Genomic DNA, 15,091 nt, shown 5'->3' on the forward strand with positions numbered 1-15,091 from the left:
GGAAGCCTCGTACCCGGGGCGAGCTGGGATTTCTAGCGTGAAGGGGTGCCGGGGCGAGGGTCCCGGGAAGTCGCTCGTCACCCTGGAGACCCACCGTGCCGATCACCGCGCTCCTCTCTCACCCGTCCCTTCCCCTGGCCGTGGCCGGGGAGCCCTCCGGCGGATTCGCCGGGTGGGCCGCCGGACTCGTCGACACGATGGGCGGGCCCGGCGCCGGGCTCGCCATCGCGCTCGAGAACCTCTTCCCGCCGCTGCCCAGCGAGGTGATCCTGCCGCTGACCGGTTTCGCCGCCGGGCAGGGGGTGCTCAGCCTCGCCTCGGCGCTGTTCTGGACGACGCTGGGCTCGGTGGTGGGGGCGGTGGCCCTCTACTGGATCGGCGCGCTGTTCGGACAGCGGCGGATGCACGCGCTCTGGGCCCGGCTGCCGCTGGTGAAGGTCTCCGATCTGGAGCGCACGGAGCGGTGGTTCGCCCGGCACGGCACCAAGGCGGTGTTCCTGGGCCGGATGGTGCCGATCTTCCGCAGTCTCATCTCCGTCCCCGCCGGGGTCGAGCGGATGCCGATGCACCTCTTCCTCACCCTCACGACGCTCGGCAGCCTCGTCTGGAACAGCGTCCTGGTGATGGCGGGTTACTGGCTCGGGGACCGCTGGGACCTCGTCGAGGGGTACGTGGGCGTGCTGTCCAAGGCCGTCCTGGTGCTGGTCCTGGTGGCCCTGGCCGCGTTCCTCGCCGTACGGCTCCGGGGGCGCGGGCGGGCGCAGCACCGCCGTACCTCGTGAGCGGGGAGCGGGAGCCCGTACCGCACGAAGTAGGCTCCGGGATCATGCGAGGGGGCGAGGGGGAGGCTTCGGCGGGCCGGCGGTTCGTCGGGGTGCTGCTCGGCTGCCTCAGTCCCCTGCTCTTCCTGGTCTCCGGTGCCGTCCTCGGACCCCTGCTGCTGTGGCCCCGCGCGCGTCCCGTCCTGATGGCCGGGGCCCGGCGGCTCGGCGCCCTGGAGCGGAGCCGCCGCTCGGTCTTCTTCGGCGACCGGTTCCCCGGCCCGTACGAGGTCCCCGACCGGCGGCTCCTCCGCTACCTCGCCGCCCGCGTGGGGGCCGGCCTGGTGACCGGGATCGTCCTCGGGCTCCTCGTCTTCGGCGAGGTCCTGGCCGTCCTGCTCGTCCGGGGCGTGGTCCGGGGCTCGCTCGGCTGGACCGAACTCCTCGGTCAGCTGCTGCTCGGCGGCGTCCTGCTCTTCCTCGACGTCCAGGGCCTGTACGCGCTGACCGCCCTCGACGCCCGCCTCGCGCGCGCGTGCTTCGGCCCCTCCGAGCAGGAGCTGCTGCGGCGCCGCATCGACGAACTCGCCCTCAGCCGGGCCGCCGTGGTCCAGGCCGTGGACACCGAGCGCCGGCGGATCGAGCGCGACCTCCACGACGGCGTCCAGCAGCGGCTGGTGGCCCTGGCCATGCTGCTCGGCCGGGCCCGCCGGGGCCGGGAGCGCGACCCTGAGCAGGCGGACGCCCTGCTGCGGCAGGCGCACCGGGAGGCCCAGGACGTCCTGGCCGAGCTGCGGGACGTGGCCTGGCGGGTGTACCCCGCGGCCCTCGACAGCCTGGGCCTCGAAGAGGCGCTCGGCGGGGTGGCGCAGCGCTGCGGGCTCCCGCTGCGCGTCCGCTTCGAGGCGGGGGACGCGCCGCTGCCCCCGCCGGTGGAGACCGCCGCGTACTTCGTGGTGTCGGAGGCCGTCACCAACGCCGCCAAGCATTCCGCCGCCTCCGCCGTCTCCGTGCGCGTGACGCGCGTCGGCCCGCTGCTCACCGTGCGGGTCGAGGACGACGGCCGGGGCGGCGCGGACCCGGCGGGCAGCGGGCTCACCGGGCTGCGCAGCCGGGTCGCCGCGCTCGACGGGACCCTGCGCGTCGACAGCCCCCTCGGGGGACCCACCACTCTTGTCGCGGAGCTGCCGTGCGCGTGATCCTGGCCGAGGACTCGACCCTGCTGCGGGAGGGCCTGGTGCGGCTGCTCGTCGAGGAGGGCCACGAGGTGCTCGCCGCGTTCGGCGACGCGGAGACCCTCGTCGCCGAGGTCGGGGCGCGGCGCCCGGACGTCGTCGTCGCCGACATCCGGATGCCGCCGACCCACACCGACGAGGGGCTGCGGGCCGCCGTGGAGATCCGCGAGCGGCTGCCGGAGACGGGGGTGCTCGTGCTCTCGCAGTACGTCGAGCGCAGCTACGCGGCCCGGCTCCTCGCCGCCGGCGCGGAACGGGTCGGCTACCTCCTGAAGGACCGGGTGGCGCAGGTCGAGGAGTTCCTCGACGCTCTGGAACGGATCCACGCGGGCGGGGCGGCGATCGACCCGCAGGTCGTGCACCAGCTCGTCGTCCGCAGCACCCACGCCGATCCGCTGGCCCGGCTCACCCCGCGCGAGCGGGAGGTCCTGGAGGTGCTGGCCCAGGGGTACACGAACGCGGCGATCGCGCGGCAGCTGCACCTCTCGCTGAGCGCGGTCGAGAAGTACCTCAACGCCGTCTTCGACAAGCTGGAGCTGCACCGGACCGACGGCTACAGCCGGCGGATCCTGGCCGTGCTGCGCTACCTGGAGGCCTGAGCCCACTCGCTCAGCACGTCGTCGGTGTGCTCGCCCGGCAGCGGGGCACGGCCCGGAGCGGCTGCCGGGGTGCGGTCGAAGCGGGAGGCGGGGGCCGGCTGGACGGTGTCGCCGACCGCCACGAACGCGCCGCGCGCGGCCAGCTGGTGGTGCTCGGCCGCCTCGGCGGCGGTGAGGACCGGGGCCACTCCGGCGTCCACGGCGTCGAAGAGCTTCACCCAGTGCGCGCGGTCCCGGCTGGCGAAGCGGGCGGCGATCAGGGCGCGCAGCTCCGGCCAGGCGGCCGCGTCGGCGCGGTCGGGCAGGGTGTCCTCCTCCGTCAGGCCCAGCTGCTCCAGGAGGTTCCGGTAGAGCCGGGGTTCGATGGCGGCGACCGCGAGGTGCAGGCCGTCGGCGGCCGCGTAGAGGGAGTAGTGCGGGGCGTCGGTGACGGTGTGGTTGCCGGGGACCGCGCGCCACTGGTGGATCAGGGTGGCGATCAGGGCGGCGCCGTCCGCGAGGGCCGTGTCGACGACCTGGCCCCTGCCGGAGCGCTCCCGCTCGTGGAGTGCGGCGAGCAGCCCGTGCACGCGGCTTCTTCTTCGCCGAGCTCTTCGGCCCCGTGCCGGCGCCCGGGGACGACCGCTACGGCGGCCTCGCCCCGGACCTCGTGCGGCGGATCGCCGCCGACTTCGCCGCCGTCTCCCCCGACGAGTGGTTCGCGCGGCTCGGGGAGATCGCCGGGCGCCACGGCCACGCCCCGGACACGGCCTCCTGGCGGCGGGACCCGGACCGCTGGGCGGGACCGCCGAGGACGGTCGCGAACGTGGTCCGGGTCGCGCTCACGGGCGCCACCCGCAGCCCGGATCTCCTCGCCGTGGCCCGGGCGCTGGGCCGGGACGAGGTGGTGCGCCGCCTCACCGCCGTGGCGCGGTGAGGCGGCGGGACTTCAGTCCAGCGGCAGGGTCCGCGCCGGGGCGCGGACGGCCGGGGCCGTTGCCCTGAGGAGCCCCTTGTCGCTGGAGCTCGCGGGCGCGTCGGCGCCCACCGGGGTGGTGGTCATGGGCCGGGAGGCGGCACAACGCTGCTTCTCGGCCTCGGACATGGGCCCGGTGCGCTGGAGCAGCCGGTCGGGCACGGCGCGGGAGGGTCCGTCGACGACGGCGTGCAGCCGGTAGTCGTCCTTCTTGGAGACGAACCAGCCCTCGACCCGCTCGCGGCTGGGCTGCAGCTCGACCCAGCTGACCTCGCCGGGCTGGATCCGCTCGACGACGGTCCGCTGGTCGCCGCTGAACCACTGCCAGGCCCGCTGCCAGCCCTTCTCGTAGGCCTGGGAGAACTGGGTGGCCATCGGCCGTTCCTTGATCCGCTTGGCGTCCTCGACCGGGTCGCCGCTCGTGGGCAGCCGGGCCACTTCGGGGAGGGCGAGTCCGGCGTCGGCGTACGTCTGGGCGATGCTGTCGTGGCTGCGCTCGGAGTACGAGAGGACGCGGCTGTGCTCCAGGGTGTTCCGGGTGCAGTTGACGTAGGCCTCGCCGACGACCCGTGCCTCGTCGTAGTAGCGGAAGGAGGTCCGGGCGTCCGGCCGGAACGTGCAGGCGTTCTCGCCGTTGCAGGCGGCGGCCGCGTTGTGCAGGGTGCTCTCCCGTTCGTTGCCCTTGTACGCCTCCGCGGTGCCGAGGCGCGTCTTGTCGACGGTCTTGTCGACGGCGGGCGGCACCTCGACGGCGCGGATGCGGGCGATCATCGGCGAACAGGTCACATGGGTGCGGGAGTCGGTGACGCGCGAGGTGAAGGTGAGCACCGGCTCGTTCTCGCCGGCGGTGAAGACGTAGGCGCGGCCGGTCCAACGACCTTTGCCCGGCGTGCCCTTGACGCGGTCGGGGTCGCCGGCGGTGGTGACCTCCTGGACGGCGCCGCCGGAGCCGCCGACCGCGTACGGCTGGCCGTCGACGACCTGTTCGCCGGTGCACTCCTTGGAGACGGCGGGGCTGTCCTCGTAGGTCACGGTGACCCTGGCGCCCGCGCGGACCCCGCGGAGCCGCTGGCGGAGGGTGTTGCCGTCCTTCTGGAGGGCGACGCCGTGGGAGGCGTCGGTGCGGCCGGAGGCGGCGGGCGAGTAGCGCTGGTTGAGGCCGGTCCAGAAGTCGATGCCGACGGTGGTGGGGCCGTCGCCCTTCATGGCGGGGTCGGCGAAGTCGCCGTTGAGGACGGGGACGGCCTGCTCGGCGGGGGCGGCGGTGGAGGGCGCGGCCAGGGGCAGCAGCAGACCGGCGGCGCCGAGGACGGTGAGCGCGGACAGGGAGCGGTTCATGGCGGGACTCCTCCGGGTCAGTTGGCGTCGGCCGGCAGGGCGACTTCACGCTTCGGCTCGACGCCCGGCGGCACCGCGCGGGCGGCCGGGACCTCGCGTTCCGCGTGCCGGTGTTTCCCGTCGCCGCCCTCGCCCTCAGCGGTGTTTCCGGCGGGGCGCGTGCCGCCGCAGACGCCGGCGGGCGCGGCGTACGTCTGGGCGATGAACGTGCTGCTGGTGACCATCGAGGGGCTGTCCACGGCGATGCCGATGATGCGCTGCCCGGTCTTGGCGATGAGGCTGCCGACCACGCGCTTCATCGCGGCGCTCGCGCCGAAGACGAGCATGTCGTGCGCGTGGACGGTGCTCTTGTAGACGGTCTCCTCGCTGTTCTCGACCGTCCACGACTTGGAGTACGTGGCCTTGAAGGCGGCCTCGAAGGCGAGGCGCGCGGTCAGCGAGCCGGACGCGGTCGCGCCGCCGGAGACGGTGGTCTTGTTGCCGTTCGACGAGGTGGGGCCTTTGTCGAGCTGGGGCGTCTTGTGTTCCATCGCGGTCTCGTTCGCGAGATTGGCGGTCACCTGGCCCGAGGCGGCGACCGTGCCCTCGGCGGTGATCCGGCCGGAGATCTCGCCGCCGATGTTGTCGGTGGTGCCGGTCTTCAGGGTGACGGTCCGCTCGACGTTCATGTCGCTCTGGGTGCAGTTGACCACCGCGTTGCCGAGGGACTTCACGGTGGTGGCGTACTCGCGGCTCAGCTTGGGGTCGATGGCGAAGGTGCAGGCGGAGCGCTCGGTCCGGCAGTGCTTCAGGACGTCGTCGACCTCGGCCGGCCGGCCGTCGGCGGTGAGGGCGCGGGGGACGGGGGTCTCGCCCGGGCCCTGCTCTGCGGCGGCGGGCGGGGCGAGCAGCGTCAGCGGGGCGGTGAGGCCCAGGGCGAGCACGGGCAGGAGGGCGCGGGGACGGCGCGGAGACATGACGAAGGAGCCCTTCGAGGGGGTGGGTGAGTGGGTGGGGTTCAGGAGCCGAGCAGGGAGCAGAGCTGGTCGACCGGGAAGGGGGACTGTCCCGGGTCGGTGGACCCCTGCGGCAGCGAGCCGGGGAAGGAGGCGCAGGTCGAGGTCACGGCCTCGGTCGCGTTGTTCCCCGGTTCGGGCCTGTTCGAGGAGATGGTCTCGGTCATGTCCTTGAGGCCCTGCTCCTCGTCGGCGCCCTTGCCGCCGGTCAGCTTGCCCATGCAGGAGGACGAGCCGGGCGGGCACTCCTTGAGCTTCTCCCCGGCCGCCTTGATGTCCTTGCCGGCCTGGGCGGCCGCCTCGTCGTTCTTCTTCTGCTTCTCCTCGATCTCCTTGGCCTCCTTGGCGTTGGCCTCCTTGTCCAGGCAGGCCTGGTCGTCGGGCTTGCACTCCTCCGCGTGGGCGACGGAGGTCATCGGCAGGGCCAGGGCGGCGGCGAGCAGGACGGCGCCGAGGGCACGGCGCGCTTTCGCGTAGGGCATGGGAACTCCCTTGGGACAGGGGTGTGTTGGGTGGCTCGGAAGGGGACGCCAGGGGCGGACAGGGGACTGTCCTCAAGATCACCGAGCGTGCTTCGAAGCTAACCGCAGGGGCCCCGGCGTCCCGGCAGGACACACGGCGCGGCGCGCGCCGACGGGCCCGCTCACCACTTCGGCGGAGCGCACTGGGAGCCGCCGCGAGGGTCCGGATCCGCGTCCTTCCCGGGCCGCTTCCCGGATCCGCCGGTCCACCCGTTCGTAGGGAGTCCGGGGTGCCGCAGTGCAGGCGGGCAGCCGTGCGCGGCGGGGGTCCTCACTCCCCCGGACGCCGCCGTTCGGCGGCCCGCCGGCGGCGTCCGCGAGGGCCCGCCCGGGAGCGCCCGGAGGGCCGAACGCGCCCCCTTCCGCACGAGCCCGAACGGAGGTCCGTCAAACGGGTGTTTCAACGCGTCCGGCTCGCCTCGGTGATCATTCTCGGCCAGTCTGATCTTGTGCCCGGCGGCCCGTCCCGGCCGCCGCACCAGGCCTTGGGCACCCCATGCCCGAGGCGCCGGCACGGCCTGTCCGCATGACCCGCGCCCCCGTCCCGCGCGTGCCTCCGCCTCCCCCGCGGTGCCGCCGGCCGACCGGGCGCAGCGCTCCCGTATGTCCCCATCGAAGGAGAGCAGAGCCATGTCCCGTACACGCCGCAGTCCCCTGCGTACCCCCTTCGGAGGCCTGGCCGTCCTCACGGCCGCCGCCGCACTCGCCGCCGTACCGACCACCCTCGCACTCGCCAACGAAGGCAATCCGACCGTGCTGAGCTGGGGCGCGGGCCGCACCGGCCAGCTCGGCAACGGCACGCTCGCCGACAGCCTCAGCCCGACCTCGGTCACCAGCCTCTTCCGCGGCGACGTCGACCAGGTCTCGGCCGGCGGCACGTCCTCGGCCGACTCGTTCGTCCTCGCCCGTACGGACAAGACGGTCAAGTCCTGGGGCCACAACTCCGCCGGCCAGCTCGGCAACGGCGGCAACACCAACCAGACCGTGCCCACCACCGTCCCGCGCCTGACCAACATCAAGGACATCGCCGCCGGCGGAAAGCACGCCCTGGCTCTCGACACCAGCGGCCAGGTCTACTCCTGGGGCGACAACGCCTACGGGCAGCTCGGCAACAACCGCACCGGCGACAGCCGTACGGTCCCCGACCGCGTCCAGGGCATGCCCAAGGTCAAGCAGATCTCGGCCGGCTGCGACTTCAGCCTCGCCCTCCTGGAGAACGGCAAGGTGTACGCGTGGGGCCGCGGCATCCACGGCCAGCTCGGCAACGGCAGCCGGGCCACCAGCTCCGTGCCCCGGCAGGTGCAGGGCCTGGAGAACATCGTGGAGATCGACGCCGGCTGCTACCACGCGCTCGCGCTGACCGCCGACGACACGGTCAAGTCCTGGGGCTACAACCTCTACGGCCAGCTCGGAAACTCCTCCACCAAGTCCTCCACCGTGCCCGTGGACGTCGACTGGGTGGAGGGCGTCTCCGACATCGAGGCGGGCGCCTTCCACAACTACGTGAAGACGAGCGACAGTCATGTCTGGGGCTGGGGCAACAACCAGTACGGCCAGCTCCTGGAGGGCGACGAGGCCTTCGGCGACAACGTCTCCCGCACCAACCGCACCGCCCCCGTCGAGATCCCGCGCCTGGAGGGCGTCCAGCACCTCGCCGCGGGCGCCCGGCACGGCGTCGCCGTCACGGCCGACGACGTCTTCGCCTGGGGCCACAACGGCGAGGGCCAGCTCGGCAACGGCACGACGGTCTCCCGCTTCGAGTCGGTGAAGATCCTCAACGAGGGCTCGGCGATCAAGGCGGTGGCCGTCTCCCTGGGCGGCAACACGACGTACGCGTACTGAGCGGGGGCGTGCTCCCATGACGTACACGTACGCCCGCGGTGCCGCCGCCTGCCTCGCGCTCCTCGGTCTCGCCGTCTCCCCGGCGCACGCCGAGCCAAGGGACCCGTGGGTACGGGCCTGGGGCCTGAACACGGCGGGCCAGCTCGGCAACGGCGGCACGCTCGACCAGCAGACACCGTCCGCCGTCCAGGGACTCGCACGGTCCGACGTGCGCGAACTCGCCGGAGGCGGCGGCAACAGCGTCAACTCCTTCGCCCTCGCCCTCCTCCACGACGGCACCGTCCAGGCCTGGGGCGGCAACTCCAACGGCCAGCTCGGCGACGGCACCACCACCGCCCGGGGGTTCCCCGCGGCCGTCGCGGACCTCTCGGGCGTGTCCCAGGTCGCCGCCGGCGTCCACTTCGCCTTCGCCGTACGCGGCGGGCGTGTCCTCGCCTGGGGCGACAACGCCTTCGGACAACTGGGGAACGGTGCCACCGGCCCCACGGCGGTGCCCCGTCCGGTCTCCGTCCAGAGCCTGGACAAGGTGAAGGACGTCGCCGCCGGCTGCTACCACGCCGCCGCCCTCCGCGAGGACGGCACGGTCTGGACCTGGGGCCGGAACACCGACGGCCAGCTCGGCATCGGCTCGGCGACCGACCAGAACACCCCGAAGAAGGTGCCGGACGTGGTGGACGCCGTGGCGATCGCCATCGGCTGCCACCACACCCTCGCGCTCACGGCCGACGGCACGGTCAAGGCCTGGGGGCGCGGCACCTACGGCCAGCTCGGCAACGACAGCACCGAATCCAGCCCGTCGCCCGTGGACGTGCGGCACCTCGACGGCGTCGCGAGGATCTACTCCGGCGGCTATCACTGCTTCGCCGTCCTCGACGACGGCAGCGTCCGCGCCTGGGGGTGGAACACGGCCGGTCAGCTCGGCGACGGCACCGCCGTCAACCGGACCACCCCGGTCCAGGCCCCCGCACTGAGCGGCGTCCAGGCACTGGCCGGCGGCTGGAAGCACACCCTCGCCGTCCTCGACGACGGCTCCGTCCTCGCCTGGGGAGACAACAGCTCCGGCCAGCTCGGCGACGGCACCACCACCTCCTCCCTCACCCCGGTCCTCGCCCTGCCCGAGGGCAGCGGCACGACCCGCGTCGCGGCCTCCACCGTGTGGAAGGCCAGCTACGCCTACTGACCCCGAAAGGTCCCCATGCAGCTCCCCGCACGCACCGCCCTGCTCGCCGCGCTGTCCCTCGCGGCCCTCACCACCGCCCTCCCCGCCCACGCCGCCGGCACCGACCCCTGGGTCCGCGCCTGGGGCGAGAACGCCCAGGGGCAGCTGGGCAACGGCAGCGTCCTCGCCCAGCAGACCCCCGCGGCGGTCACCGGCATCACCCGTGACGACGTCCGCGAGCTGTCCGGCGGCGGAGGCGGCACCGGCACCACCGCCAACCCCTTCGCCGTCGCCCTCCTCAAGGACGGCACCGTGAAGAGCTGGGGCTCCAACGCCACCGGCCAGCTCGGCAACGGCACCCTCACCGCACAGTCCTTCCCCGCGGCCGTCGCCGGGCTCTCCGGCGTGAGCGAGGTCTCCGCAGGCCTCAACCACGTCCTCGCCGTCAAGGGCGGCCGGGTCCTCGCCTGGGGCGCCAACGCCTCCAAGCAGCTGGGCACCGGCCAGGACACCACCAACCCGTACAAGGCCCCGATCCCGGTGCAGAGCCTGGACAAGGTGAAGGACGTCGCCGCGGGCTGCGACTTCAGCGTGGCGCTCCGGCAGGACGGCACGGTCTGGACCTGGGGCAAGGGCGACAACGGACGTCTGGGCACCGGCAACAACACCACGCGCGAGACCCCGCAGAAGGTCCCCGACCTCGTCGACGTCGAGTCCGTCGCCGTGGGCTGCGACCACGTCCTCGCGCTCACCGCCGACGGCACCGTCAAGGCCTGGGGCAAGGGCGCCGAGGGTCAGCTCGGCAACGACTCCACCACCGACAGCAACAAGCCCGTCGACGTCGCCTACCTCGACGCCGTGGCCAGGATCTTCGCCACCTCCGCGTCCGGCTTCGCCGTCCTCGACGACGGCAGCCTGGCCGGCTGGGGCAAGAACACCGACCGGCAGCTCGGCGACGGCACGAACGCCAACCGCACCACCCCGGTCGTCCTGGACACGCTCAAGGGCGTCCAGAGCATCTCGGGCGGCGCCGACTTCACCGTGGCCGCGCTCGACGACGGCTCGGTGATCGGCTGGGGCGCCAACGCGGCCGCCCAGCTCGGCGACGGCTCCACGACGGCGCCCACGGGCACGACGGTGGCGCTGCCGCCGGGCAGCGGCATCACCCAGGTCGCCACGACCGTGACGGGCAAGTCCGCGTACGCCTACTGACGGCAGCACCTACTCGCAGGTACGGAGGTCCGTGCGCGCACCCGCACGGACCTCCGGTCCGCCCTCGCGACGGGCCCGATCCGGCTCCCCACACCGTCGAGCCTGGCCAGACGCGGCGGTGAGCTGGCAGGATCGCGGCATGTTCGCCTCGCTCTCCCGTGCCGCCCGCCGCCGTCTCCTGGCGGTCGCGGCCGCGCTGCTGGCGGTGTGCGGGGTGCTCGTGTGGTGGCTGATTCCTTTCGGCTCCCCCGCCCCGAGCGGCTCGGTCACCTTCAGTACGGGTGTCCCCACCGGCGTCTACCAGAAGTACGGGGAGCTCCTCAAGAACGCCCTGGCGCAGGACCTGCCCGAGGTGTCGATAACGCTCAAGGACAGCGAGGGCTCCCAGCAGAACCTGGCCCGGGTCGCGACCGGCGAGGCCGACTTCACGGTCGCGACGGCCGACGCGGTGGCCCAGTACCAGCGCGACCGCAGGCCCGGCTTCGAGCGGCTGCGCGGCTGCGCACGGCTCTACGACGACTACGTACAGCTCGTCGTGCGCAAGGGCTCCTCGGTGCAGCGGGTCCAGGACCTGCGCGGGCTGCGGGTCGGCGTGGGCCAGGACGGCTCCGGCGTGCGGCTGATCGCCGACCGGGTGCTCGCGGCGGCCGGCCTGACGCCCGTCCGGGACATCGAACCGGTGTCGGCGGGCATCGACACGATGCCGGGGCTCCTGGAGCACGGCGAGCTGGACGCCTTCTTCTGGTCCGGCGGCCTGCCGACCGAGGCGGTGCAGAAGCTGTCCGAGCGCTTCCCGGTCCGGCTGATCCCGCTGGACGCCCGGCTGGTCGACCGGCTGCACGACGTCGGCGAGTCGACCCGGCACTACCGGTCGGCGGTGATCCCGGCGGACGCGTACGCGAAGGCGCAGGACGGCCGGCCGATCGAGACCCTGGCGGTGGCGAACCTGCTGGTCACCACGGTGGACGCGGACGAGGACATGGTGGAGGGCTTCACCCGTACGGTGATCAGGAGCCGGGACGGGATCGGCCGCCAGGTGCACCCGGCCCAGCTGGTGGACCTGCGGACGGCCGTCTACACCGAGCCCCTGACGCTCCACGACGGCGCCCGCCGCTACTACCGCTCCGTGAAGCCCTGACCACTGCGGCTCTGTGAAGCCTGACCACTACCGCTCTGTGAAGCCCTGACCACTACCGCTCTGTGAAGCCCTGACCACTACCGCTCTGTGAAGCCCTGACCACTACCGCTCTGTGAAGCCCTGACCCGGGTCCCGCTCCGCGGGGGCGTGCCGGGGCACGGTGACCGTCACCTGCAGCCCGTGCGGCTCGTTCGGGGCGAAGGTCACGCCTCCGCCGCCCGCCGTCAGCAGGACGCGCGCGATGGAGAGGCCGAGGCCCGAGCCCTTGATGTTCTGGTGCCGGCCCGAGCGCCAGAAGCGGTCGCCGACCCGGCCGAGCTCCTCCTCGGTGAGGCCGGGCCCGTGGTCGGCGACGACGACGGCCACGGTCGCCCGGTCCGGGACGACGGTGACGGTGACCGACTCCCCCGCGGGGGTGAACTTCAGCGCGTTGTCGATCACGGCGTCGAGGGCGCTGGAGAGGGCCACCGGGTCCGCCCAGGCGGTGACCGCCCCGCACTCCCCGGTCAGGGTGACGCCCTTGTCCTCGGCGACCGGGCGCCAGGACGCGACCCGCTCGGCGGTGAGCGCGCCGACGTCGGTGAGCTGCAGCTCGGCCGCCGCGTGCTCGGCGAGCGCCAGGTCGAGGAGGTCGTCGAGGACCTGCGCGAGGCGCTTGCCCTCGGTCCGTACGGAGGCGATCTCCTCGTTGCCCTCGGGGAGCTCCAGGGCGAGCAGCTCGATCCGCAGGAGCAGCGCGGCCAGCGGGTTGCGCAGCTGGTGGGAGGCGTCGGCGACGAAGGCCCGCTGCTGTTCGAGCGCGTCCTCGACGTTGTCGGCCATCTCGTTGAACGAGCGGGCGAGGCGGCGTAGTTCGGGAGGTCCGCCGGTGGCGGCGACGCGGGAGTTCATCTGCCCGGTGGCGATGTCGTGGGTGACGGCGTCGAGGACGCGGACCGGTCGCAGTACCCAGCCGGTGAGCCGGAAGGCGGCGCCGACGGCGAGGAGCATCGCGGCGGCCTCGCCCGCGAAGATCAGCAGCCAGCCGCGCAGGATGCGGGAGCGGAGCTGTCCGGTGGGCGAGTCGGTGACGACGACGGCGACGACGTCCCCGTCGCGGACGACCGGGGAGGCGATGGTGAGCCGTGCGTTCCCCTGCCAGGGCCAGACCTGGGGCGGGTCGTGGCTGCGGCGCCCGAGCAGGGCCTCGTTGAAGGCGCGCCGGCCCTCCCCGTCGTACGGGACGACCCAGTCCTCGGGGGCGGCGGCCATGGCGCGGTTGTCGCGGTAGAAGATCCCGGCGCGGATGCCGTACACGTCGTGGTAGCTGGCGAGTTCGCCGCCGAGGGTGGTGCGCCGCTCGTCGGTGCCGGGGCTGCTCTCGTTGACGAACTGGGCGAGGGCGGCGAAGCGGGCGGCGTCGTCGAGCCGGTCGACGACGACCCGCTGCTGCTCGGACGCGGCGAGGCTGGCGGCGAGCGGGAAGCCGAGGGCGAGCAGCACGCCGGCCATCAGCACGATGAGCAGCGGGAGGAGTCGGGTGCGCACGTGCGGAGCCGCCCCCTACGCGGCGGGGGCGACGAGGCGGTAGCCGACGCCCCGCACGGTCTCGATCAGGGCGGGCATCCGCAGCTTGGAGCGCAGGGAGGCGACGTGCACCTCCAGGGTGCGGCCGGTCCCCTCCCAACTGGTCTGCCAGACCTCGCTGATGATCTGCTCGCGGCGGAAGACGACGCCGGGCCGCTGGGCGAGGAGGGCGAGCAGGTCGAACTCCTTGCGGGTGAGCGGGACGCTCTCGCCGTCGATGCTGACCCGGCGGGTGGGCAGCTCGACGGTGACGGAGCCGAGCCGCAGCACGGTCTCGTCGGCGGCGCCCGCGGTCCCCGCGGTCTCCTCGGATCCGGTGCGGCGCCGGCTGACGGCGTGGATGCGGGCGAGGAGCTCGCCGGGGTCGTAGGGCTTGACGACGTAGTCGTCGGCGCCGAGGTTGAGCCCGTGGATCCGGGAGCGTACGTCTCCGCGCGCGGTCACCATGATCACCGGGGTGGTGGTGAGCTTCCGGATGCGGCCGCAGACCTGGTAGCCGTCCTGGTCCGGGAGACCGAGGTCGAGCAGGATCACGCCGAACGAGGGCCGGTCGCCCTGGGCGGTGGGCAGGACGGCCTGGAGGGCCTCCTCGCCGTTGCGGGCGTGCGTGACCGTGAAGCCGTGCTTCGCGAGGATCGCGGAGAGTGCGGCGGCGACGTGGTCGTCGTCCTCGACGAGCAGCAGTCGCATGCGTACCTCCTCCGTGAAGTTCCTTGTGTCTGCCGATGGCGGCTCTCTGTGTACCAGGTGGTACCAGGGCATGAACACCGAACATGGGTGTCACAGTCAAGTGTCCCCCTGTTACGCCACCGTTTCCGTTATGGACCCGGTACGGCCGAGGGTGCCGCCTTCACACACTGTGTCCGGTTGCGGCCGTATCGTTATCCTCAATTTCCGCTCAGATGTGATGACGCTCCTCACATCGGGTCTCTAGTGTCCTCCCCAACCGAGGAGGACGGAGCAAGAGGCCGATGAGCGGAGAGTCAGTGTCCAAGGATCCCGAGGGCACCCCGCGCACCGCGGACGACCTGGTCGTACTGTCCGATGTGAACAAGCACTTCGGCGCGCTGCATGTCCTCCAGGACATCGATCTGACGATCACCCGCGGCGAGGTCGTCGTCGTCATCGGACCGTCAGGGTCCGGCAAGTCGACGCTGTGCCGCACGATCAACCGGCTGGAGAGCATCGACTCCGGCACCATCACCATCGACGGCAGGCCGCTGCCGCAGGAGGGCAGGGAACTCGCCCGGCTGCGGTCCGATGTCGGCATGGTCTTCCAGTCGTTCAACCTCTTCGCGCACAAGACGGTGCTCGAGAACGTGATGCTGGGCCAGATCAAGGTCCGCAAGACGGAGAAGAAGGCCGCCGAGACCAAGGCCCGGGCCCTGCTCGACCGGGTCGGGGTCGGCACCCAGGCGGACAAGTACCCCGCTCAGCTCTCCGGTGGTCAGCAGCAGCGCGTGGCGATCGCCCGCGCGCTCGCGATGGGCCCGAAGGTCATGCTCTTCGACGAGCCGACCTCGGCCCTCGACCCGGAGATGATCAACGAGGTCCTGGAGGTCATGCAGCAGCTGGCCCGGGACGGCATGACGATGGTGGTCGTGACCCACGAGATGGGCTTCGCGCGCTCCGCCGCCAACCGCGTGGTCTTCATGGCCGACGGACGCATCGTCGAGCAGGCGACGCCCGAGGAGTTCTTCAGCAACCCGCGGAGCGACCGCGCCAAGGACTTCCTGTCCAAAATCCTTCACCACTGAGCGGGTTCACGAC

The 15,091-nt window shown here is 73.0% G+C and carries 15 protein-coding genes; 9 read left to right on the top strand and 6 right to left on the bottom strand.

What is annotated here, in order from left to right:
- Positions 1–101 precede the first annotated feature (101 nt).
- From AC07AW_RS29980 to AC07AW_RS29990, 3 genes are read left to right on the top strand one after another with little or no spacing between them, the layout of a single operon-like run.
- Positions 102–782 carry a DedA family protein gene (locus tag AC07AW_RS29980; protein WP_478818625.1) on the top strand — a complete coding sequence of 227 codons (681 nt, stop codon included), beginning with the start codon at positions 102–104 and terminating at the stop codon, positions 780–782.
- 44 nt (positions 783–826) lie between these two features.
- Entirely contained in the window at positions 827–1,960 is a 1,134-nt protein-coding gene (locus AC07AW_RS29985) for a sensor histidine kinase (protein ID WP_478818569.1), read from the top strand.
- The gene (locus AC07AW_RS29990; RefSeq protein ID WP_478818570.1) at positions 1,951–2,595 is read left to right on the top strand and encodes a response regulator transcription factor; all 645 of its coding nucleotides are present in this window, start codon (positions 1,951–1,953) and stop codon (positions 2,593–2,595) included. Before AC07AW_RS29985 ends, AC07AW_RS29990 begins: the two co-directional genes overlap by 10 nt.
- Here the strand turns inward: AC07AW_RS29990 and AC07AW_RS29995 are convergent.
- Positions 2,580–3,164 carry a CoA transferase gene (locus AC07AW_RS29995; RefSeq protein ID WP_478818571.1) on the bottom strand — a complete coding sequence of 195 codons (585 nt, stop codon included), beginning with the start codon at positions 3,162–3,164 and terminating at the stop codon, positions 2,580–2,582. The genes AC07AW_RS29990 and AC07AW_RS29995 overlap by 16 nt on opposite strands.
- Between AC07AW_RS29995 and AC07AW_RS30000 the strand changes: the two genes are divergently transcribed.
- A complete protein-coding gene (locus AC07AW_RS30000; RefSeq protein ID WP_478818572.1) occupies positions 3,143–3,511 on the top strand; it encodes a hypothetical protein in 369 nt (122 codons plus the stop codon). The two genes, AC07AW_RS29995 and AC07AW_RS30000, sit on opposite strands and share 22 nt — an antisense overlap.
- Before the next feature lie 12 nt (positions 3,512–3,523).
- Here AC07AW_RS30000 and AC07AW_RS30005 read toward each other — a convergent pair whose 3' ends face one another.
- Genes AC07AW_RS30005 through AC07AW_RS30015 form a run of 3 tightly spaced genes read right to left on the bottom strand, consistent with a single transcriptional unit; the run spans position 3,524 to position 6,365 of the window.
- Positions 3,524–4,888, bottom strand: coding sequence for a hypothetical protein (locus AC07AW_RS30005; RefSeq protein WP_478818573.1), 1,365 nt, complete (start codon positions 4,886–4,888; stop codon positions 3,524–3,526).
- 17 nt (positions 4,889–4,905) lie between these two features.
- A complete protein-coding gene (locus tag AC07AW_RS30010; RefSeq protein ID WP_478818574.1) occupies positions 4,906–5,844 on the bottom strand; it encodes a hypothetical protein in 939 nt (312 codons plus the stop codon).
- A 41-nt stretch (positions 5,845–5,885) separates the two neighbouring features.
- Positions 5,886–6,365, bottom strand: coding sequence for a hypothetical protein (locus AC07AW_RS30015; RefSeq protein ID WP_478818575.1), 480 nt, complete (start codon positions 6,363–6,365; stop codon positions 5,886–5,888).
- A 669-nt stretch (positions 6,366–7,034) separates the two neighbouring features.
- Between AC07AW_RS30015 and AC07AW_RS30020 the strand changes: the two genes are divergently transcribed.
- The 4 genes from AC07AW_RS30020 (at position 7,035) to AC07AW_RS30035 (ending at position 11,755) form a co-directional block, all read left to right on the top strand.
- The gene (locus tag AC07AW_RS30020; protein WP_478818576.1) at positions 7,035–8,246 is read left to right on the top strand and encodes an RCC1-like domain-containing protein; all 1,212 of its coding nucleotides are present in this window, start codon (positions 7,035–7,037) and stop codon (positions 8,244–8,246) included.
- A gap of 16 nt (positions 8,247–8,262) precedes the next feature.
- Positions 8,263–9,426, top strand: coding sequence for an RCC1 domain-containing protein (locus AC07AW_RS30025; protein ID WP_478818577.1), 1,164 nt, complete (start codon positions 8,263–8,265; stop codon positions 9,424–9,426).
- Between the two features lie 15 nt (positions 9,427–9,441).
- On the top strand, positions 9,442–10,617 hold the full coding sequence (locus AC07AW_RS30030) for an RCC1 domain-containing protein (RefSeq protein WP_478818578.1): 1,176 nt from the start codon (positions 9,442–9,444) through the stop codon (positions 10,615–10,617).
- Positions 10,618–10,756: 139 nt separating this feature from the next.
- Positions 10,757–11,755, top strand: coding sequence for a TAXI family TRAP transporter solute-binding subunit (locus AC07AW_RS30035; RefSeq protein WP_478818579.1), 999 nt, complete (start codon positions 10,757–10,759; stop codon positions 11,753–11,755).
- A gap of 102 nt (positions 11,756–11,857) precedes the next feature.
- On the opposite strand, the gene AC07AW_RS30040 is transcribed toward AC07AW_RS30035, so the two are convergent.
- Both AC07AW_RS30040 and AC07AW_RS30045 read right to left on the bottom strand, forming a co-directional pair.
- On the bottom strand, positions 11,858–13,282 hold the full coding sequence (locus tag AC07AW_RS30040; RefSeq protein ID WP_478818580.1) for a sensor histidine kinase: 1,425 nt from the start codon (positions 13,280–13,282) through the stop codon (positions 11,858–11,860).
- 15 nt (positions 13,283–13,297) lie between these two features.
- A complete protein-coding gene (locus tag AC07AW_RS30045; RefSeq protein WP_478818581.1) occupies positions 13,298–14,011 on the bottom strand; it encodes a response regulator transcription factor in 714 nt (237 codons plus the stop codon).
- A 281-nt stretch (positions 14,012–14,292) separates the two neighbouring features.
- Here AC07AW_RS30045 and AC07AW_RS30050 point away from each other — a divergent pair, with 281 nt between their 5' ends.
- Positions 14,293–15,078 (top strand): amino acid ABC transporter ATP-binding protein, encoded by a 786-nt coding sequence (locus AC07AW_RS30050; protein WP_478818582.1) that lies wholly within the window; start codon positions 14,293–14,295, stop codon positions 15,076–15,078.
- The last annotated feature ends 13 nt before the right edge of the window (positions 15,079–15,091 follow it).

This window comes from Streptomyces sp. NPDC044003 (assembly GCF_056435185.1).

Excerpts from the sequence above, each read along its gene's own strand:
- AC07AW_RS30045 (WP_478818581.1), bottom strand. The coding sequence starts at position 14,011 with ATGCGACTGCTGCTCGTCGAGGACGACGACCACGTCGCCGCCGCACTC.
- AC07AW_RS30010 (WP_478818574.1), bottom strand. The coding sequence starts at position 5,844 with ATGTCTCCGCGCCGTCCCCGCGCCCTCCTGCCCGTGCTCGCCCTGGGC.
- AC07AW_RS30050 (WP_478818582.1), top strand. The coding sequence starts at position 14,293 with ATGAGCGGAGAGTCAGTGTCCAAGGATCCCGAGGGCACCCCGCGCACC.
- AC07AW_RS30015 (WP_478818575.1), bottom strand. The coding sequence starts at position 6,365 with ATGCCCTACGCGAAAGCGCGCCGTGCCCTCGGCGCCGTCCTGCTCGCC.
- AC07AW_RS29985 (WP_478818569.1), top strand. The coding sequence starts at position 827 with ATGCGAGGGGGCGAGGGGGAGGCTTCGGCGGGCCGGCGGTTCGTCGGG.
- AC07AW_RS30025 (WP_478818577.1), top strand. The coding sequence starts at position 8,263 with ATGACGTACACGTACGCCCGCGGTGCCGCCGCCTGCCTCGCGCTCCTC.
- AC07AW_RS30020 (WP_478818576.1), top strand. The coding sequence starts at position 7,035 with ATGTCCCGTACACGCCGCAGTCCCCTGCGTACCCCCTTCGGAGGCCTG.
- AC07AW_RS30035 (WP_478818579.1), top strand. The coding sequence starts at position 10,757 with ATGTTCGCCTCGCTCTCCCGTGCCGCCCGCCGCCGTCTCCTGGCGGTC.
- AC07AW_RS30030 (WP_478818578.1), top strand. The coding sequence starts at position 9,442 with ATGCAGCTCCCCGCACGCACCGCCCTGCTCGCCGCGCTGTCCCTCGCG.
- AC07AW_RS30005 (WP_478818573.1), bottom strand. The coding sequence starts at position 4,888 with ATGAACCGCTCCCTGTCCGCGCTCACCGTCCTCGGCGCCGCCGGTCTG.